The 18,124-nt window shown below is 44.5% G+C and carries 29 protein-coding genes; 17 read left to right on the top strand and 12 right to left on the bottom strand.

Features of this window, described 5'->3' with window-relative positions:
* Positions 1 to 21: 21 nt before the first annotated feature.
* Together fabI and BO219_RS00135 are read left to right on the top strand one after the other, a co-directional pair.
* Positions 22 to 798, top strand: coding sequence for an enoyl-ACP reductase FabI (gene fabI, locus BO219_RS00140; protein WP_035064989.1), 777 nt, complete (start codon positions 22 to 24; stop codon positions 796 to 798).
* A 100-nt stretch (positions 799 to 898) separates the two neighbouring features.
* Positions 899 to 1,255, top strand: a complete 357-nt coding sequence (locus BO219_RS00135) for a CotO family spore coat protein (RefSeq protein WP_035064992.1) — start codon at positions 899 to 901, stop codon at positions 1,253 to 1,255.
* Here the strand turns inward: BO219_RS00135 and BO219_RS00130 are convergent.
* Genes BO219_RS00130 through BO219_RS00115 form a run of 4 tightly spaced genes read right to left on the bottom strand, consistent with a single transcriptional unit; the run spans position 1,239 to position 4,936 of the window.
* Entirely contained in the window at positions 1,239 to 2,375 is a 1,137-nt protein-coding gene (locus BO219_RS00130; protein WP_077427606.1) for a glycosyltransferase family 4 protein, read from the bottom strand. The two genes, BO219_RS00135 and BO219_RS00130, sit on opposite strands and share 17 nt — an antisense overlap.
* A 2-nt stretch (positions 2,376 to 2,377) precedes the next feature.
* Positions 2,378 to 3,319 (bottom strand): NAD-dependent epimerase/dehydratase family protein, encoded by a 942-nt coding sequence (locus tag BO219_RS00125; protein WP_077427604.1) that lies wholly within the window; start codon positions 3,317 to 3,319, stop codon positions 2,378 to 2,380.
* Positions 3,316 to 4,590 carry a UDP-glucose dehydrogenase family protein gene (locus BO219_RS00120; RefSeq protein ID WP_077427602.1) on the bottom strand — a complete coding sequence of 425 codons (1,275 nt, stop codon included), beginning with the start codon at positions 4,588 to 4,590 and terminating at the stop codon, positions 3,316 to 3,318. Before BO219_RS00120 ends, BO219_RS00125 begins: the two co-directional genes overlap by 4 nt.
* A 13-nt stretch (positions 4,591 to 4,603) precedes the next feature.
* Entirely contained in the window at positions 4,604 to 4,936 is a 333-nt protein-coding gene (locus BO219_RS00115; protein ID WP_035065003.1) for a hypothetical protein, read from the bottom strand.
* Between the two features lie 124 nt (positions 4,937 to 5,060).
* On the opposite strand from BO219_RS00115, the gene BO219_RS00110 reads away from it, so the two are divergent.
* Positions 5,061 to 5,384, top strand: coding sequence for a DUF1360 domain-containing protein (locus BO219_RS00110; RefSeq protein WP_077427600.1), 324 nt, complete (start codon positions 5,061 to 5,063; stop codon positions 5,382 to 5,384).
* Between the two features lie 29 nt (positions 5,385 to 5,413).
* Here the strand turns inward: BO219_RS00110 and BO219_RS00105 are convergent, their stop codons facing one another.
* Positions 5,414 to 6,082, bottom strand: a complete 669-nt coding sequence (locus BO219_RS00105) for a hypothetical protein (protein WP_077427598.1) — start codon at positions 6,080 to 6,082, stop codon at positions 5,414 to 5,416.
* Positions 6,083 to 6,281: 199 nt separating this feature from the next.
* Here BO219_RS00105 and BO219_RS00100 point away from each other — a divergent pair, with 199 nt between their 5' ends.
* Positions 6,282 to 6,542 (top strand): hypothetical protein, encoded by a 261-nt coding sequence (locus BO219_RS00100; RefSeq protein WP_035065011.1) that lies wholly within the window; start codon positions 6,282 to 6,284, stop codon positions 6,540 to 6,542.
* Between the two features lie 34 nt (positions 6,543 to 6,576).
* On the opposite strand, the gene BO219_RS00095 is transcribed toward BO219_RS00100, so the two are convergent.
* Positions 6,577 to 7,296 carry a BMQ_0737 family morphogenetic spore coat protein gene (locus BO219_RS00095; RefSeq protein ID WP_077427596.1) on the bottom strand — a complete coding sequence of 240 codons (720 nt, stop codon included), beginning with the start codon at positions 7,294 to 7,296 and terminating at the stop codon, positions 6,577 to 6,579.
* A gap of 156 nt (positions 7,297 to 7,452) precedes the next feature.
* Here BO219_RS00095 and BO219_RS00090 point away from each other — a divergent pair, with 156 nt between their 5' ends.
* From BO219_RS00090 to BO219_RS00050, 9 genes are all read left to right on the top strand, one after another.
* Complete coding sequence (locus BO219_RS00090) at positions 7,453 to 7,716, top strand: spore coat protein regulator protein YlbO (protein WP_077427594.1); 264 nt, start codon at positions 7,453 to 7,455, stop codon at positions 7,714 to 7,716.
* Positions 7,717 to 7,924: 208 nt separating this feature from the next.
* Positions 7,925 to 8,116: a phage holin family protein gene (locus BO219_RS00085; protein WP_077427592.1), complete on the top strand. Its 192-nt coding sequence runs from the start codon at positions 7,925 to 7,927 to the stop codon at positions 8,114 to 8,116.
* A gap of 83 nt (positions 8,117 to 8,199) precedes the next feature.
* Positions 8,200 to 8,403, top strand: a complete 204-nt coding sequence (locus BO219_RS00080) for a DUF1657 domain-containing protein (protein WP_035065022.1) — start codon at positions 8,200 to 8,202, stop codon at positions 8,401 to 8,403.
* A gap of 58 nt (positions 8,404 to 8,461) precedes the next feature.
* Positions 8,462 to 8,917: a YhcN/YlaJ family sporulation lipoprotein gene (locus BO219_RS00075; protein ID WP_035065025.1), complete on the top strand. Its 456-nt coding sequence runs from the start codon at positions 8,462 to 8,464 to the stop codon at positions 8,915 to 8,917.
* Positions 8,918 to 8,926: 9 nt separating this feature from the next.
* Entirely contained in the window at positions 8,927 to 9,409 is a 483-nt protein-coding gene (gene spoVAC, locus BO219_RS00070) for a stage V sporulation protein AC (protein ID WP_035065028.1), read from the top strand.
* Positions 9,406 to 10,422 (top strand): stage V sporulation protein AD, encoded by a 1,017-nt coding sequence (gene spoVAD, locus BO219_RS00065; RefSeq protein ID WP_035065030.1) that lies wholly within the window; start codon positions 9,406 to 9,408, stop codon positions 10,420 to 10,422. Before spoVAC ends, spoVAD begins: the two co-directional genes overlap by 4 nt.
* Positions 10,419 to 10,775: a stage V sporulation protein AE gene (gene spoVAE, locus BO219_RS00060; RefSeq protein WP_035065033.1), complete on the top strand. Its 357-nt coding sequence runs from the start codon at positions 10,419 to 10,421 to the stop codon at positions 10,773 to 10,775. The genes spoVAD and spoVAE overlap by 4 nt, the downstream gene beginning before the upstream one ends.
* A 6-nt stretch (positions 10,776 to 10,781) precedes the next feature.
* Entirely contained in the window at positions 10,782 to 10,988 is a 207-nt protein-coding gene (locus BO219_RS00055) for a DUF1657 domain-containing protein (RefSeq protein WP_035065036.1), read from the top strand.
* 2 nt (positions 10,989 to 10,990) lie between these two features.
* Positions 10,991 to 11,848 carry a DUF421 domain-containing protein gene (locus BO219_RS00050; RefSeq protein ID WP_077427590.1) on the top strand — a complete coding sequence of 286 codons (858 nt, stop codon included), beginning with the start codon at positions 10,991 to 10,993 and terminating at the stop codon, positions 11,846 to 11,848.
* A gap of 86 nt (positions 11,849 to 11,934) precedes the next feature.
* On the opposite strand, the gene BO219_RS00045 is transcribed toward BO219_RS00050, so the two are convergent.
* Positions 11,935 to 12,252, bottom strand: coding sequence for a thioredoxin family protein (locus BO219_RS00045; RefSeq protein WP_035065045.1), 318 nt, complete (start codon positions 12,250 to 12,252; stop codon positions 11,935 to 11,937).
* Between the two features lie 85 nt (positions 12,253 to 12,337).
* Here BO219_RS00045 and BO219_RS00040 point away from each other — a divergent pair, with 85 nt between their 5' ends.
* The 3 genes from BO219_RS00040 (at position 12,338) to spoVIF (ending at position 13,119) form a co-directional block, all read left to right on the top strand.
* Complete coding sequence (locus BO219_RS00040) at positions 12,338 to 12,580, top strand: hypothetical protein (protein ID WP_077427588.1); 243 nt, start codon at positions 12,338 to 12,340, stop codon at positions 12,578 to 12,580.
* A gap of 68 nt (positions 12,581 to 12,648) precedes the next feature.
* Positions 12,649 to 12,777 carry a YjcZ family sporulation protein gene (locus BO219_RS00035; protein ID WP_006322839.1) on the top strand — a complete coding sequence of 43 codons (129 nt, stop codon included), beginning with the start codon at positions 12,649 to 12,651 and terminating at the stop codon, positions 12,775 to 12,777.
* Positions 12,778 to 12,864: 87 nt separating this feature from the next.
* Positions 12,865 to 13,119, top strand: a complete 255-nt coding sequence (gene spoVIF, locus BO219_RS00030) for a sporulation-specific transcription regulator SpoVIF (RefSeq protein ID WP_006322845.1) — start codon at positions 12,865 to 12,867, stop codon at positions 13,117 to 13,119.
* 17 nt (positions 13,120 to 13,136) lie between these two features.
* Here spoVIF and BO219_RS00025 read toward each other — a convergent pair whose 3' ends face one another.
* Positions 13,137 to 15,260 carry an ATP-dependent helicase gene (locus tag BO219_RS00025; RefSeq protein ID WP_198936600.1) on the bottom strand — a complete coding sequence of 708 codons (2,124 nt, stop codon included), beginning with the start codon at positions 15,258 to 15,260 and terminating at the stop codon, positions 13,137 to 13,139.
* A 109-nt stretch (positions 15,261 to 15,369) separates the two neighbouring features.
* Here BO219_RS00025 and BO219_RS14595 point away from each other — a divergent pair, with 109 nt between their 5' ends.
* Positions 15,370 to 15,507 carry a hypothetical protein gene (locus tag BO219_RS14595; protein ID WP_006322849.1) on the top strand — a complete coding sequence of 46 codons (138 nt, stop codon included), beginning with the start codon at positions 15,370 to 15,372 and terminating at the stop codon, positions 15,505 to 15,507.
* Here the strand turns inward: BO219_RS14595 and BO219_RS00020 are convergent.
* From BO219_RS00020 to BO219_RS00005, 4 genes are all read right to left on the bottom strand, one after another.
* Positions 15,504 to 16,181, bottom strand: a complete 678-nt coding sequence (locus tag BO219_RS00020; protein ID WP_077427584.1) for a DUF421 domain-containing protein — start codon at positions 16,179 to 16,181, stop codon at positions 15,504 to 15,506. The genes BO219_RS14595 and BO219_RS00020 overlap by 4 nt on opposite strands.
* Before the next feature lie 67 nt (positions 16,182 to 16,248).
* A complete protein-coding gene (locus BO219_RS00015; protein ID WP_077427582.1) occupies positions 16,249 to 16,680 on the bottom strand; it encodes a GNAT family N-acetyltransferase in 432 nt (143 codons plus the stop codon).
* 4 nt (positions 16,681 to 16,684) lie between these two features.
* Complete coding sequence (locus tag BO219_RS00010; RefSeq protein WP_021094697.1) at positions 16,685 to 17,197, bottom strand: YjcG family protein; 513 nt, start codon at positions 17,195 to 17,197, stop codon at positions 16,685 to 16,687.
* Positions 17,198 to 17,256: 59 nt separating this feature from the next.
* Positions 17,257 to 17,949, bottom strand: coding sequence for an alpha/beta hydrolase-fold protein (locus BO219_RS00005; protein WP_006322856.1), 693 nt, complete (start codon positions 17,947 to 17,949; stop codon positions 17,257 to 17,259).
* Positions 17,950 to 18,124 lie beyond the last annotated feature (175 nt).

The raw sequence follows: 18,124 nt of genomic DNA, 5'->3' as shown, positions 1-18,124 counted from the left end.
AATTTAAGGGGATGAACGAATATGCAATTATCATTACAAGGAAAGACGTATGTCGTGATGGGTGTGGCAAATAAACGAAGCATCGCTTGGGGCATTGCGCGTGCGCTTCATGCGGCAGGGGCGCGGTTAATTTTTACATATGCAGGTGAGCGTTTTGAAAATGAAGTGAAAAAATTAGTGGCGACGTTAGAAGATGACACAGCGCTTGTATTGCCTTGCGATGTAACGAAAGATGAGGAAATTGCCTCATGCTTTGCGCAAATTAAAGAGCAAGTGGGCGTCATTCACGGTCTTGCGCATTGTATCGCATTTGCGAATAAAGAACATTTAGAAGGCGAGTATATGAACGTCGATCGCGAAGGATTTTTACTTGCGCACAACATTAGCGCCTATTCGTTAACAGCGGTGGCGAAAGCGGCGAAAGAGCTAATGACCGAAGGCGGCAGCATCGTCACATTAACGTATTTAGGTGGCGAGCGCGTCGTGCAAAACTACAACGTCATGGGTGTGGCAAAAGCATCGTTAGAAGCGAGCGTGAAATATTTAGCGAACGACTTAGGGAAATACGGCATTCGCGTCAACGCCATTTCCGCAGGTCCAATTCGCACGTTATCTGCGAAAGGTGTCGGCGATTTTAACTCGATTTTAAAAGAAATTGAAGAGCGTGCACCACTACGTCGCACAACGACACAAGAAGAAGTTGGCGACACAGCCTTATTTTTATTTAGCGACTTATCGCGCGGCGTGACTGGAGAAATTATCCACGTCGACTCTGGCTACCACATTTTAGCGCGCTAATTTGAAAGCTGTTTGGCATCGACCAAACAGCTTTTTATGTATTATGGCATGCCCCTTTCTTTTTGCGCATATAGTAGTCGTAAAAAGGAGGGGTGTGGGAATGAAAAAGCGTGTGGAAAATGCGCCGTTGTTGTATATCGTTCAGCCGAATTTAGGGCCGAAAACGTGTTATATGCAACAGACGTTTCGGACGAAAAAAGAAAAGCTATCGTATCCGCCACCGTCATTTGCGAATTTTCGCGAGATGAATACGGCTGAGCGTATTGAATTTTTAGCGACGCTCCCGAATGAACTTCGTCCGGTGACGTGTGAGTTGAAAACGAAAAATCGCACGTATGAAGGAATCATTCAAACGTGCGATAAGAAAAAAGTCGTTTTTACATTAAGTGAAGAAGAAAAAACGATCACGATCCCGATTGAACATGTCGTATCGGTATCGCTTATTGGCAAATCGTAATATATACACGCTCAAGTTGCTCGGCTGTGTTTGCGAAGGAAAACGTCGTTTCCGCTCGTTTTCGTCCTTCGTGAGCAAGTGCGAGCGCTTTTTCTTTATCGTGCAATAATTCGCTAATGGCGCGTGCGAACGCTTTTGGTGATGCATAGTCGTCAACAACAAGCCCGTTTACGTTATGTTCGATCACTTCGCTATTTCCGCCGCGGTTTGTCGTCACGATCGGCACGCCCGCTGCCATCGCTTCGTAATGTACGCGGGCAAGCGGCTCGTGCCATTGCGAACTGCAAACGAACACATCACCGATTGTGAATATGTGTGGAATGTATTCGGACGGAATGTAGCTTGTAAATTGAATACGATCGTTGTAAGGCTTCGCTAGTTGATGAAGGAAGCGCACATATTCGTTTGGACGATTGTCGCTAAACCATTTGCCTCCGACGATGACGAGCTTTGCCTTTGGACGTTCGGCTAATACATGATTCATACTTTCAATGAGCACATGCACGCCTTTTGTTTTGCTTAACCGCCCGATAAATAAAATGACGTCATCATCTTCTGTTCCAAAACGTTGGCGCATGGTGGTGCGCCTTTGTTTTCCTTCCTCCGTCCATGGTGGCGTGTAGCGTGTCGCATCGACACCTGAGTAGACGATGTGAATGAGATCGTCTCGGACATCGTATCGTTTTGTGACGGTTCGTTTCATATATTCACTTACCGTTGTGATCGCATCTACTTCCGCAATCACTCGTTCGGCAACGTCACGTTTCATTTTCATCGGCGAAAACATATCGTTATGCAAACTGGTGACGAAGCGGCTATTTGGTGCTGCTTGTTTGTAAAATAACACGTTTACGGGGCGGTTAAAAACGTGAATGACGTCAAACGTGCGCTTTTTTAGTTCGTTGACGATATGTTGTTCGTATTGTTCTTTTGGTACGCGCACATATTCGATGCCATCACGTATTTCGTACATCGGAAGCGAAGGGTCAGTAATCGAAAAAATAGTGAGCGTATGTTTAGCGGCAAACATGGGAGCGATGCCATCAATCATCAGTTGAATAGCGCCCCCTTTGACGGCTGGCGACGGCAATTTTTCTGTACAAATGAATGCGATGTGCATAGCTACCTCCTGTAAAGCGAGCGAATATATTCGACTTCACGACGCAACCCTTCTCGTAACGGCACGTTCGGGGCGTAGGCAAGCATGTTTTCTGCTTTTGAAATGTCCGCCCACGTATGTTTCGGCTCGCCGATCGCTTTATTCATATATTGTTTGTTTGCTCGTTTTCCGATCATCTCTTCGAGCATAGCGATGACGTCGTTTAGCGAAGCTCGTTCTTTCCCGCCGATATTGAACGTTTCGCCAATCGCTTTGTCGTTGCCAAGTACAGCAAGCGTGCCATTGACGCAGTCGGAAATGTACGTAAAATCGCGCGTTTGTGTGCCGTCTCCGAAAATCGTGATTGGCTCATCAAACAACATTTGGCGAATAAAGCGATGAAATGCCATATCAGGTCGCTGGCGTGGACCGTATACAGTAAAATAACGTAAAATCGTCATCGGCACGCCAAACTCCGATTCATATACGTGGCATAAATGTTCGCCAGCAAGCTTCGTGATGCCGTACGGTGAAAGAGGAGTCGGAGTCATGTTTTCATGCACGCGCCCATGTTTTTCTCCGTAAACGGATGAGGTGGACGTATAAATGAACTGTTTTGGTCGATGTTGTTTACACGCTTCAAGCAACCGTTGCGTTGCTAATACGTTGTTTGTTGTGTATAAATCAAATGACGTTCCCCAGCTTGTGCGTACGCCCGGCATGCCAGCAAAATGATAAATGACATCGACTTGTTTGACGATGTCGTCGAGCGGCAACGACAATAAATCGCCTTCGAGCCATGTAAAACGGTCATGTTTTTTTAACATGTCGATCGTTTTTTCTTTCCATTGTTTTGGCGTCGGACCGGTGAAACAGTCGATGCCGATGACGTGATGGTGCTGTAACAACGCTTCGCATACGTGCGAACCGATAAAGCCAGCTGCTCCTGTAACAAGTATGTTCATCTGCGCCCCACCCCGATATAGTGTAGTCCTGCGTTTATGATCGCCTCACGAGGCAAGCTATTTCGTCCGTCGATGACGGCGTTTCCGTTCATCATTCGTTTTACTTCTTCCCAGTTTAACTGTTTATACGCATCCCAATCGGTCGCAACGATAAGCGCATCAGCCTTTTTAACCGCTTCATCTATTGTTTTTGCTTGTTTAACCGCGACGTCGAGTGGAAGTGTAGCTTTTGGATCATGAGCAATGACGTCAGCGCCATGGGCGTGCAGTTTGGTGATGAGTAAAACGGCGGGAGATTCGCGAATATCGTCTGTATTTGGTTTAAAAGCGATGCCGAGGACGGCAATGCGTCTCCCAGCAAGTTCTCCTAACGTTCGTTTCATTTTTTGAACGTACCAATTGATCTGCGTGTCGTTTACCGCTTTTGTCGCTTCTAACATGTACGGTCGCACCATTTGTTCATACGCCATTTGAATAAGAGCTGTCACATCTTTCGGAAAACAAGAGCCCCCATAGCCGATCCCAGCTTGTAAAAAGTGCGGACCGATTCTTCCGTCAAGTCCGATTCCTTTGGCGACGTCGACAACATCGACACCGTACGTGTCGCAAAGGCGTGCCATTTCGTTTATAAAGGAAATTTTCGTCGCTAAAAAAGCGTTGGCAGCATATTTTATCATTTCTGCGCCACTTAAACTTGTCACGACATATGGTGCATGAATGCCGGCATATAACGTTTGCATGATGGAAAGGGAACGATCATCATCGTCACGTAAGCCGATGACGATACGGTCAGGATGGAAAGAGTCGTAAATGGCAGAGCCTTCCCGTAAAAATTCAGGGTTTGAGACGACGCGTACATGTTTTCCTTCGTTTTTTAATCGTTCGTATATCCGTTCGTTCGTTCCGATCGGGACGGTGCTTTTCATGACGAGCGTTTGATGATCGTTTACATGTGGGATAAGCATGTCAATGGCGCGATTGACGTAGGAGACGTCTGGTTTTCCTTTTACATCTGGAGGTGTGCCGACGCAAATAAAAATGACGTCTGCCTCTTGTATATGTTTTCGTCCATCATGATGAAAAAAAAGCCGACTTTGATGGTCGGTAAATAACTCAGCTAAACGTGGCTCGTAAATTGGGATTTCTCCGCGTTGTAAGGCGGCAATTTTTTGTTCGTTTTCATCAATACAATGAACGGTATGCCCGATTTTTGCGAGAACAGCAGCTGTCGTTAATCCGACATAACCGGCACCAATGATACAAACGTTCATACGTTCACTTCCTTTACTCGTCTTCGTCTTCTGTTTTTTTCGTTCCAATTGTTGTTGTTTGTTCTTTGCCTGCGGCGACGAGCGCCTCGGTCGGAAACTCGACTGCGACGATGTCACGACAGTTGAGCGTAAGCGCTGTTCCTTCTTTTTTATAAAATGGGTCAATAATGATTGTTAATGTTTTCGCCAATGTGTCGACTTGCACGAGCTTCACGTTATAGTACGTCTCGTTGTTTGTGTGCACATGTAGTTCTGTTCCTTCGCTTAATGTCGAAAGTGTCGCGCACATTTGTTGGATATGGCGGTGTTTCGCTAAAAGACGGTTGCTGAAAAAAATGTTATACACAGTTTCACACCCTTTTTTATGAATTGACTCATTGCATTATATGTGAAATGAAAAAAAGGGAATGGGCGAAAGCACTACATGTTTTGTGAATGGAGAACATAAAGTGAAGCGAGGAGGCGAGAGAATGGATGCTTTTCCCTTTTTTTTGTTATGTGTTGCTTCATTTCGTTTGACGCGCTTACTTGTGTACGACCGCATTACGTCGTTTTTGCGCGCGCCGTTTCACGATGAGTTCGAACAAGACGGAGAGACGTATATTGTCATCAAAGGGACAGGGATAAGAAAGTGGATCGGGGAGCTGTTAAGTTGTCATTGGTGTACAGGGGTGTGGTGTGCGGCGCTGTTGTACGTCGGAACAGTTTATGCGCCAACCATGTTTATGCCACTTGTATCGATTTTAGCGATCGCAGGTGTCGCGTCTGTCATCGAAATGATTGTCCAAAAATGAAGCAAATAAAAAAGCGGGCGGATGCCTGCTTATTTATTAATAACGATATGATTGAAAGATGATACCCCTTGTTTCAGCTGGCGAAAATAAACGAACCCCTCGACGACAACCGTTTGTATGACGCGTAATTCAAATGACGGAAAGCGCAGTTGTTCGTTTGGCAAAAGCGTCGTTTCATCGATTGGCTTTAACCAATATTCTCCTTCTTTTATTTTTTGGCGCCAATTGTCGACCGCAAACGTCCAACCGCCTTCTTCTTGCAGTTGTCGAAAGGAAAACTTTCCACTTAATTGCGCATGATCGGGAGGACGAAGGCGAAGGCAAATGATCGGATCGTTAAGCGGTGTATTACCAATATTTTCGACAACGAAATCGCCGATGACCGTCACATGTTCGTCTTTTTCTTCAGGAATCATCGTCGCGTACGCAAAATAGGCGTGGGCGCGCTCTGTCTTTTCCTCTTTTTTTCGCTTTTTTTCTTGTTCGAGCGCCACTTCGTAAAACAGAAGCTGTTGTTCGAGCTTTTCGATCGTTTGTTCACATTCATCCATTTGTTCAAGCTGTTTTTGCAAATAATGATTGCGCAGCTGCTCGCGCTTCAGTTCGGTTTCGACGAGCTGCAATAGTTGTTTATATTTCGCGACTTCTGAGCGATAATGAATCACTTTTTGTTGCAGTTGAATATGTTGGTCGTTCATCTCCTCCCCCCTATAAGCATTCTGGGCATCCTTGCCAACCATTTGGAGTCATATGGCTTGGTTGAACGATAAACATCGAACAAATGAAAAATACGATCCATATTTTTTTCGTCATTTTATGCCATCCTCTCCTTTTGTTGTTTCAATATTCATTTTATTTTATCATATGTCATATATACCAAAATAAAGGTGTGATTGAATGAGAACATCGTTTTCTATTTTGACTACAATCGTATTTTTATTTTTTGTTCCATATGCAGCAAGTGAAAAAACAGGCGTGCCATATATGGAATGGACGTTTCTTGTCGGTGTGATTGCCACAAGTTTTCTTTTTTATATACATGGAAGTGGGTATATGTGGAATAGGTATTCAGAAGAAGTGAAAAATACGTGCTATCGTTCTTATTCCTTTTGGATTGCTTGCACATATACGGTAATCAGCTACATGTTAAACATATAAAAGAAGCAGGCTGTCTGTGAGCCTGCTTTACTCATTAATGTGCTGGGAATACTTCAGGGCATTGCGGTGGGAATTTGTCTGTTGGGCAAAGCGTCGCTTCTAAAATTTCTTCGCGCGGCTGGCAGTAGCGTGCTTCGACTTCAAGTTTTACCTCGGCTTCCATTTGCACTTCTAAACATAATGTAATCGATACATCAAGCTGTGAGAAGTTGTCAGTGCAAATTAAGCTAGCGTCACATTCGAAAAACGAAATGTGGCAATCGAGCGTCGTGCCTTCTGGTGCGCATAAAATAAACGTTTGCGCTGTCGCAAATGGGATTGGGCTAGATTCGCAAACGACGTGGCCGTTCGCATTGACAACTTGCACAACAACGTGACCTTTCACAAGCACTTTCACTTTTTGCAATGTGACTGTATCGCCTGATGGAAGCGTGACGTGAACAGGTTGACGTCCGTTTGGTTGTAAAATTTCTTGGCAAATTAACGCGTTGTTGTCGACTGTGCGATCAATGCGATTGCCTTCATCGTCTGTTAAAAAGCAGCGAATCGAGAAATCGCCAGCGCTTAAGCCGTTGGACGCGAAGAAATCACAAACCGTTTGCCCCTGGCGCGGACATCTGCTTTCTGGAAAGATCGCTTCCAAATCCCCATTTGAAAAACTACGCAACGGCACATCGACTTGACGAGTAACCCAGTCATACACTTTGCGTGTTTTAATACACACTTTTTCTTTACGCTCTTTATGATGCGTCATGTCTCGTTCCTCCTAATTTCAGTTTTTCCCGTCGCATGTGTCGGGACTACTGTATAGTATGAGAAAGGTAGGTAAGTGTGCAGGGATAAGTGCGGAATTTTTTTGTCATAAATGAGCGTCTGTTTGAATTGTTATGTAGTAGAGAGGGGGAGGCATATGCAAAACGAGTTAGACGTCTTGCGGGCGGAAAATGTGTTGTTAAAAGAATTGGCGGCGTTAAGTGAACAACGGTACGAGGAAGTGAAGCGGTTAAAAAAAGAGAATGAGGAGTTAAAAAAACAAATTGAGCAATTAACGAAACAGTTATTTCAACAACGGCCAGATTCGTGGTTTATGCATACGCTTCAACGGCAACAAGTGCTAAAAAATGCCAAATTACCGTTGTCGACTCCGTTTTCGTTTGCGGAAAAAGAGAAATAGGAAAAAGGCATAGTCACTTGCTCCATCTTTTTCATATGCTATTGTATCTTACATGTTGTGGAGGGTTTGCCAATGGAAAAGAAAAAGCCAATTGTTCTCGGTGGATCACAAGCTGCAAAAGTATATACATCTTCACCAGCACCTGTAAAAAAAACAGGCGGTTGTGGATGTGGAAAGAAATTAAAACAATAGCATGGGGGAGAAAATGATGGAGCGTTTTAAAAATTACGGACTATGGTTAGCGATCGGTTCGTTTATTGCGCTTTTGCTTCAAACGTTTGGAGTCGATATTGATTTAGGAAAATATGAGCAACTATGGAACGCCTTTTTAAGTATTTTAGTCATGGCTGGAATCATCAATAACCCGTCGCTCGGAAACGGATTTCGCGATAAATGTTAGCTCCTTCGGGGGCTATTTTTTTTGTATAACTTTTTCGAATGAGCGCATGCTATGTGATGAGAAAAAACAAAGGAGGTTTTTATATGACTGTTGCAAGTTCTGTGAAACAAACGTTAGCGGGGTTGAAATCAGCGCAGGCAAGTTTTGAAACGTTTGCCCTGCAAACAGAAAATGAAAAAGCAAAACAATTGTATCAACAAGCGGCACAACAAACGCAAGCGGTCGTCGATTTAGTAGCACCGCGCTTGCAAGAAATTGAACAAGAAGAGCCACAATATAAACAGTAAGTAATGCGGGTGTCCAATAAGGGCGCCCTTTCGTTACATGCATAGAAAGGTGAATGCTATGAAAAAATGGCTTGTACTCATTTCCGTTTTTTTTCTTATGAGTTGTGCAGATGAACAGAAAGAAAAAAACCAGTCGCTTCAACTAGAAAATATGACCAATGTTAGTCATAACGGAAGCGCGAAACGAAGCGACCAACAACACGCCGAAAAGGCCGTACAGATGTTAAAGGAACGGCAAGATGTGAAAGATGCGGTGGCGGTTGAGGCGAACGGACGGTTGCTTGTCGCGTATCAAGTGAAACATTTGCATCGCTTTCGCATGAAACAAATTGAAAAAGATGTACGGAATATGTTAAACGATGCGTTCGATGAAAAAGTGATCGCCTCACACGATTTAAAAATTTTTTGGAAAACGAAAGCGTTAAAAGAAAAAATTGAAACGAAACAGATGAACGAAAAAGAAATCGAAAAAGAAGTAACAATCATTCAAAAATTAAGTGAAGAACAAACGTGAGGTGAGATGATGGCAAACGAAAAGCGAAAAAATTTAACGCCCGTTCAACAAGAGTATCATCAATTTGAACAAGCGCGGGAAACGAAGCGACCGGTGTTAAAAAATTGCGTGCGTGCCTTTTTTGTTGGCGGTTTGATTTGTGCGATTGGCCAAGCGATTTCTTATTTTTACATGTACTTTTTCGATTTTACGGAAAAAACGGTCGGCAATCCGACGGTGGCGACGATGGTATTTATCGCGATGTTGTTAACCGGTTTTGGCGTATACGACCGATTGGCGCAATTTGCCGGGGCGGGAAGTGCGGTGCCTGTCACCGGATTTGGAAACGCCGTCATTTCGGCTGCGATTGAACATCGGACGGAAGGGTTTGTGCTCGGTGTCGGTGGAAATATGTTTAAGCTTGCCGGTTCAGTCATTTTGTTCGGTACGTTTTCCGCTTTCGTCGTGGCGCTCATTAAAACGATCGCGGTGAAATGGGGTGGGCTCGGATGATGAAAGGACATCGCACATGGGTGTTTGAAAACCGTCCGGTCATCGTCGCCACCGCGGCAGTCGGCGGCCCGTTTGAAGCGAACGGAAATATCGCCGATGATTTTGATTTGCTTCATGAAGACCTTTGGCTTGGGGAAGATTCGTATGAAAAAGCGCATAAAGTGCTGTTTGAAGAAGCGTTTTTTCAAGCGATGAAAAAGGCGCGCATCGAAAAGGAACAAGTGCAATTCATTATTTCTGGCGATTTAATTAATCAAATGACGCCGTCAAGCTTTGCAGCACGCACGCTTAGCACTCCGTATTTAGGTGTATTTGGCGCTTGTTCGACATCGATGGAAGCACTCGCGTTAAGCGCATTTATCGTCAATTACGGCGGAGCGAAGTACATATTAACAGGTGCTGCAAGCCATAACGCTGCCGTCGAAAAGCAGTTTCGTTATCCGACCGAATACGGTGGGCAAAAGCCACCGACGGCGCAATGGACGGTGACCGGGGCAGGGGTAGCGCTCGTCGGAAGTGAAGGAGATGGCCCACGCATTACATCGGCGACGATTGGGCGCGTCGTCGATATGGGATTGACCGACCCGTTTAATATGGGCGGGGCGATGGCGCCAGCCGCAGTCGATACGATTGAAGCGCATTTACGCGATATGCAAGTCGATGCGTCGTATTACGATTTAATTGTCACAGGCGATTTAGGAAAAATCGGCCGCACCGTCTCGCTCGATTTGTTGCGAAAAAACGGAATGGAGCTTGAAGAAGAGCGATATCAAGATTGCGGGTTAATCATTTATCGCGAAGGACAGCCGGTGTTGTCGGGAGGGAGCGGAGCGGGGTGTTCTGCGACGGTCGTGTACGGTCATTTGTTGAATCGTATGAAGCGAGGAGAGATAAAGCGCATGCTCGTCGTGGCGACAGGAGCGCTTTTATCACCGCTGACGTTTCAACAAGGGGAAACGATTCCTTGTATTGCTCATGCAGTGGCGATTGAATATGGAGGCGATCATTCATGATAGCGATGTTTTTTTGGGCGTTTGTCGTCGGAGGGCTCATTTGTGTCATCGGACAAGTGATGTTTGATGTGTTTAAGTTGACGCCTGCGCATACGTTAAGTGCACTTGTCGTGGCTGGTGCGATTTTAGACGGATTTGGATTGTACGAGCCGCTTATTGATTTTGCAGGTGCAGGGGCAACGATTCCCATTACAAGTTTCGGTAATGCGCTCGTGCACGGGGCGATGCAAGAGGCAGAAAAACATGGCATTGTCGGGGTGTTGACGGGCATGTTTGAAGTGACGAGCTCCGGCATTTCAGCAGCCATCGTATTCGGTTTTATCGGAGCATTATTATTTAAACCGAAAGGATAGAGGGACATGACGATTGGTTCACAAGTGAAACAAAGTTTAGCGAACATGAAAGCGATTCATGCGACGTTGCAAGAGCTTGCGCTGACGTCAACGAATGAGGAGGCGCAACGAGCGTTTCATGAAGCGATGTTACAGACGGAACAAATGATCGCGGCATTAAAAGGACGCATCGCGACGCTTGAGCGCGAAGAGCCGCAATATAAGGGGATGTAAGTATGCCAGCATGGTTAGAAGTTGCGATTCGCTCGATTTGCATTTTAATTGGACTGTTTGTCATTACAAAATTGTTAGGAAAAAAACAATTATCGAAGCTGTCGTTTTTTGAATATATCGCCGGCATTACGATCGGAGATATTGCCGGGTCGATGTCGATGGATTTAGACATTCGCTTAACGGAAGGGATAACGAGCATTTTAATTTGGTCGCTTTTTCCTGTCGCCATTTCGATCATTTCGCTACGCAGTAAAAAATTTCGTGATTTCGTTGAAGGCAATTCCACCGTCTTTATTAAAAACGGCAAAATTTTAGAAGATAATTTGAAAAAAGAAAAATATACAGCCGATGAATTGCTTGAGCAGTTGCGGAAAAAAGATGTGTTTCGCGTTGCCGATGTGGAATTTGCGACGCTTGAGGCGAACGGTGATTTAAGTATTTTATTAAAACGCGACAAACAGCCGTTGACGCTCGGAGACATCAAACCGTATGTGCCAGAAGAAAAAGAACCCCAAACGGTCATTATGGACGGCAAAATTTTAGACGAACCGCTCGCAACTGCGCGCTTAAACCGCGGCTGGTTAAAAAAACAGCTCGATCAAATGGGCGTCGCTATCGAAAACGTCTTTTTAGCGCAAGTCGATTCGTACGGCCAGCTGACCGTCGATTTATATGACGACCGCATTCAAGTACCAGCACCGCAACAAAAGCAACTATTGCTCGCCTCGATGAAAAAAGCAGAAGCGGACTTTGAACTATTCGCCTTGCAAACGAATGACGATGACGCAAAGCAAATGTATGAACAACAAGCAAAACAAATGCAACAGCTTATTCAAAAACTGCAGCCGTTTCTTATGTGAAGCCACGACACGTACGTGGCTTTTTTGGTGTTCGTTATCCCCTTCAACGTAATTTTTTGATTTATATGTGCAAACAATCAGCTAAATTAGCTGATTGTTTGCAGAAACTCCTCGACTTGTTCGCGTGTTTTTGCATTGGCGCTATGCAAGTGGGCGATTTTTTCGCCGTTTTGGAATACAAGCAAGCTTGGAATGCCCATAACGTTGTACGTTTCGGCGATGTCTGGCACATCGTCGCGATTGATGTCATACCATGTAAATTGTGGATAACTAGCGATCACTTCGCCGATAAATTGATCCATGCGCACGCAATCTGGGCACCATGTTGTAAAAAACTTTACGACAACGGGCGTGCTTGAGGCGATCGCTTGTTCAAATTGTTGTGCATCTTGTAGTCGTTCCATATGACACGTCCTTTCTTTTGATTTCGTCTTTTATTTTAGCACATTTTTACGTTCGTTACGTATGAAAAAGCAAGGGGGGAAAGCGATGGATCGATTGGAAAAAGAACTGCAATCGTATACGCGCGCCAAACACCAAAAGCACGATGCATTAATGAAAGCGTTTGACACATGGGGAAAAGAGATGGAGATGACGCTAAACAAACTTGAAAAAATAAATGGGGCGCTATTTCAACAGTTTCAAGCAAATATGGGCGATGCGGAAGCGTTTTTTGCGAAAAAAGAAAAGCAGTTCGCCCGCATGTTTCGGCAAGGAGGGGAATTTTTATAGGAGCGCCCATACCAAATCCATTTCGATGCATATGATGTAAGCGACAACGTTGAAGGAGGTGCAGTCTTATGGGTTACGGATATTGCGGATATGGTTACGGTGGCTACGGCTACGGCGGCGGATACGGTTCAACATTCGTGTTGATCGTTGTGTTGTTCATCTTGTTGATTATCGTTGGTGCAGCGTTCGTTCACTAAGAAGAGACGTTCCAAAGGGCATACCTTTGGAACGTTTTTTTTATGTTTTTCATATGCTGAAAAAGAAAAGTGAAGGAGGTAGCGAAGATGGATCAACATTTTTTTAAAAACATTGAAAAGAAAACGGGTGTGAATATGCAAGATATTTTTGCGCTCGCCAATTCGTTGCAACATGCGAACTTTAAAGATGAAAAAACGGTGCGCGGCATCGTCAAGCGCGTCGCTCAAATTGCGAATCGTAACGTACCGAAAGAATTGGAAGATAAAATTGTGCAATCGATCGTCAATAACGGAAAACAGATCGATTTTAATACGATTGCCAACATGTTAAATAAAAAATAAGAAAAAAGCGAAAAGCCTTAGACGAGGCCTTTCGCTTTTGTTTGAAGAAAGGAAAGCAAGCGCGAGGCGTTTGCTTTTTTTAATCGGCGCATGGACGGAACGGAAATAAAAAGACGTTGTTTCGCGCGCGTGATCGCAACGTATAGAAGGCGACGTTCTTCTTCAAGCGGAGCGACATCGCCATTTCGGTATGCTTCAAGCGCATAGTCATGCGGCAATAGCCCGTCGACTGCCCCGATGATATAGACGATTGGAAATTCTAGCCCTTTTGAGCGATGAATCGTCATGAGTTGAACGCCATCGTCGCACGTTTTATTGACGTATGCTTGAACGCGTTTGACGTGAGATAGAAACGCTTGAATCGTTTTAAATTTCCGCGCGACGACTTTCATATCGCGCACGTCGTCGGATCCTTTTTCAATTGCGTTACCTTCGTTGCCGCGCTTTTTTAAAAATTCGCCTAGGCCCATCTCTTTTTCGATGAAATCGATCGCGTCAAACGGCTTCATCTCTTTCACTTTCGCGAAAAGCGGGGCGATTGTGCGTAATTTTTGTTTTTGAAACGGCGGAATGCCGTCAAGTTTAGCAAGCGCTTCAACGAGCGAACAGTCTTGTAAAATGGCGTTCGCCTTTAAGTCGTTCATAATCGTTTGTTTTAAAAACAAAACGGTGGCGACGTCGGTCATTGCTTGTTCGTCGTTTGGATCGAGCGCAAGTTGAAAAAAGCTTAACAAATAGCGCACGATGCGACGATTGTAAAACGAATCGCCGTCTGTCGTGACGGGGATGTGCAGTTGTGAAAGCCGTTCGAAGACGGCACGCGCCGATGCGTTCGTGCGACATAAAATGGCGATATCGCTTGGGTGCACACCTTGTTTCATTCGTTCTTCGATGTCACAGGCGATCATCGTTGCCTCTTCTTCTTCATCGTACGGAAAGAACAACGTCGGCATATGTACGCTATCGGTTTGAGCGTTCATTTGTTTCGGAATGCGCGTGCGACTTTTCGCAATGATACGGTTGGCGAACGATACGATCGGATGCGGTGAACGATAGTTTTCGGTAAGCTTGACGATTTTCGTGTTCGGAAAGTCTTGTTGGAATTGCTGAATAAACGATGAATCGGAGCCGCGAAACGCATAAATCGCTTGGTCATCATCGCCAACGGCGCAAATATGATGCGTGTGGGACGCAAGTAGTTTCATCGTCTCGTATTGCACGCTGTTAATGTCTTGAAATTCGTCGATTAAAAAGTAATGAAACCGTTCGTGATATTGTCGCAATCGTCTTTCGTCCGTCCGTAACATGTCATAGCACGCGTATAACATATCATCAAAATCAAACAATTCGAGCTGTTGTTTTTTCGCTTCATATTGTTTGTACAATTGCACAACGCGCTCGTCCCATTCGTTTTCAATGGTGATGGTGTGAAGGGGCGTCAGCGTATTTTTCCAATATGAAATACGTTGCATCGCTTCGTCGTACGGAAAATCACGTTCATCGATGCCGATGTCGCGGCCGATTTCTTTCATCATCTTTTCTTTTTGCCAGTCGCGAATGAGCCGTTCGTGTCGCCAACGGAACGGATCGGCATGTTGCAACATGCGATAAAATAGGCTATGAAATGTGCCGACGGTCGGGATGTTGTCAAGGTTGTACGACTGCAGTCTGTCGACTAGCTCTTTTGCTGCTTTTGTCGTAAAGGTGACGATCATCATGTTTTTCGATTGAATGCGATGATGTGCGATCATGGCGGCAGCGCGCGTCGTTAACGTGCGCGTTTTTCCGCTTCCAGCACCCGCAAGCACAAGAAGTGGACCTTCCACGTGTTGAACGGCTTCGTATTGCTCTGTATCGAGCGGGATACCGCATACGGTCATTTGTTTTTTTTCTTTCGTTTGAAACGGTTCGGTTGGGCGAATCGAGATGATGTTCGCTTGTTTTCGTTCTTCTTTTATACAAGCATTTGACACATGATAAAAGTGCGGGGCATGTTCAATCGCTAAATGAAAGCGAACGACTCCACCGCACATCGGGCACGTCCATTTGTTGCGTAAACTTTGTTCATACACGAGCTCATATTTTTCCCTTGGTAACGTATGAATGTCAAACAACTTGCCGTTATATTGCGCCTTATTCATCGCTTGAACTCCTTTGTGTAACGTCAACGTCTATGTTAACAAAACATACAATAAGAGAAAAGGAGTTTTTTGTTGGTTGGCGAATATATAAACAAAGGAGGCGATTTGTATGCACATCCCACCGATTCGTTCAAACCCGCTTCATGTTCCGCGCGTCACAAACATACAACGAGCAACAAACGAGAAAAAACAACAAACGTCCCAAAAGAAAAAACGACCTCAAGATCGTTCTTTAAAAAAGCGTTAGTATGATTGTACGTGCATGCCTTTGCCGTCTTGCCATTCGGCGTATAAAATGTCGCTATAGTTTTCAAAGCCAGCATGGCGCATATGTTTTTTCAGCCATTGTTCGTCCCAGCCGTTTTCACGTAAATTGTCCCAAATGACTTCCCCGTCGATAATGACCGTCACAGGCAATACCGCTTCAGATGCAGATATGTTGTGGTCTTGGCGCGTCGGTTGTTCGTATGGGGCTTTTTTCATGACGCTTACGGTTCCGTCTGTTTCTAAAATGGCGTATTCGACTTCGCGAATGGAAAAGACGTTGCGAGAGCGAAGTAAATGTTGCAGTTGGTTTAAATCAAGCTTCGTTTTTTTCAATGCGTCATATAAAATTTTTCCTTTCGAAATGACGATTACCGGTTTTCCTTCGAGCAATTCACGCAGTTCTTTTTTCTTTTGCGTAATCATTTCAGTTGCGTAAATTAAAAGTCCCCAAAGAGCGATTGCGAACAATACTTGCGCAAGTCCGACATTTACATCGTATAGTCCATTTCCGACAAGCTCTCCGAGAACGAGGGCGGAAATGAAGTCAAATGGTGTAATTTGCGTAATTTGTGTCCGTCCGAGTATTTTCGCCATAATAAACAAGGCGATATAACCGACAATGAGTTCGACTGCAATTTGTCCAAATTCGTTCATCACGCTAATCCTTTCTTCTGTCGCTTCTTTTGTTAGTATGCCAAAGGAAAAAGAAAACATGCGACCGTTATGATCGCATGTCGATTGTTTTTACCATCGTCACATGAGGAATGCCGGCATCAAGAAAGACGTCGGATACCGTTTCGTAGCCGAGCTGTTTATAAAACGGTTCGGCGTGGGTTTGCGCGTTTAATTTTACTTTTGTAACGTGCTTTGTTGCGTATTGCTCGATCGCTTCCATGATGCGTTTGCCAAGGCCGCGTCCGCGATAAGCAGGGAGGACGCAAATGCGTTCAATTTTACCGACGTCGTCAATCGTTCGGAAGCGTCCTGCCGCAATCGGTTTGTCATCGTCGTATAGTACGAAATGAATGGACGTTTGTTCAAATGCGTCAATCTCTTCTTCTTCCGACACCCCTTGTTCGTCAATAAAGACGGCGCGGCGAACGATCAGGGCGTCGCGCCAAAGCGTTTCCTCTTGTCCGTATTTGACGTACATATGATTATTCCTTTCCGAGATGAAATGTTTCGTATGCCGACCAAGATCCGTTGTCAAGCTGATATAACAGATGGAAGCGGTCGACTTGTTCTTCAAAATGGACGGACTGCATGTTAAAGCGTCCGAATACGTCGGAATATTCGTCGTTTGATAAATCGCGTGCGATCGTAATGTGCGGTACGAACGCATAGTCCGTTTGTTCGATAAACGGTGGACGATGTAATTTTTCATGTAGTTTGATGAGCGGCTCTGTTTTTTCCACTTTTAAATAAATGACATTGTTGACTGGATAAAACGAACTAAATTTCGTGACGCGCAACGTGAATGGCTCTGTTTCGCGCGCGACGTTGCGAAGTTGTTGAACGAGCTCATTGAGCTTGTCCTCTTCCACCTCAAACGCATACTTTAACGTGATATGCGGTGGGATTAAGGCGTAGTGAGAGTCGTACCGTTTACGATACGAATTTGCAAAATCTTGAATTTTTTTTGATGGAAAAATCGCGATGCCACATTTCATGCGATTTCCTCCTTTCGTCATTATATTTATATATTATAACAAATTTTCGGAAAATACTGTTACATTTCAATAACTTTTTTTAATCCGATCGGTAAATCCGGTTGCCAGTATGTCCATGAATGATCGCCGTCAAACTCGTGGTAATGATAGCGAACTTGTTTTGTTTGAAGAACGTGAGCAAGCGCACGATTTGGTTCAATGAAATTACGGACAGCACCGTCTGTCGTTTTGACTTCGGTCTCTTTTATGCCGATGGAATGATAAAGCGCAAGCAAATGCCAATTTGAAAAGGATTGTATATGTGCCATCACATCGTCGTTCACATACGGCGACTGCATGACGACTTTTCCGAACGTATGTGGGTATGTCATCGCAGTAAGAAGCGAAACGGTTCCCGCAAGCGAATCACCGACGAGAATGCGAGTGGATCCCATTTGATATGTTGAAAAATGTTCATCAACGAGTGGCACGAGTTCGTTGGCGAGAAAGCGCATGTACGCTTCGCGTTTTTTTCCGTTCGGATGATATTTTTCATAGCGATCTGACACATCGCGATACGGCACGCCGATCACGACAGCGCGCACGCCAAGCTCGTCAATGACGCGCCCGATTTTTCCAAACATAAAATAATCTTGACCATCTTGTGCGATGATGACGAGATGTTTATAAAGCGGTGTAACAGGTTTTGAACAGTACACAGGTAGCGCCAGTTCTTCGTTTAAATGTTGGCTGTGAAGTTTTAACTCTTGCATGTTCTCCCATCCTTTTACGACGTTGTTCTTTTTTATCGTACCACATTTCTGCATTTTTTGTCGTTGCGTGATATGGTTCTGTTTTTTCATCCAATCGTAAAAATATATTAAAAATTTTGATAAAATATATTTGAGATCCCACTTCTTTCGTGATTATCTTTACATCTTATTGCAT

Origin of the sequence: Anoxybacillus kestanbolensis (assembly GCF_001996285.1) — a bacterium.
GTDB classification, from domain to species: Bacteria; Bacillota; Bacilli; order Bacillales; family Anoxybacillaceae; genus Anoxybacillus; species Anoxybacillus kestanbolensis_A.
Note: the sequence above shows the minus strand (reverse complement) of the source record. Positions and strands in the feature narration are given on the sequence as shown.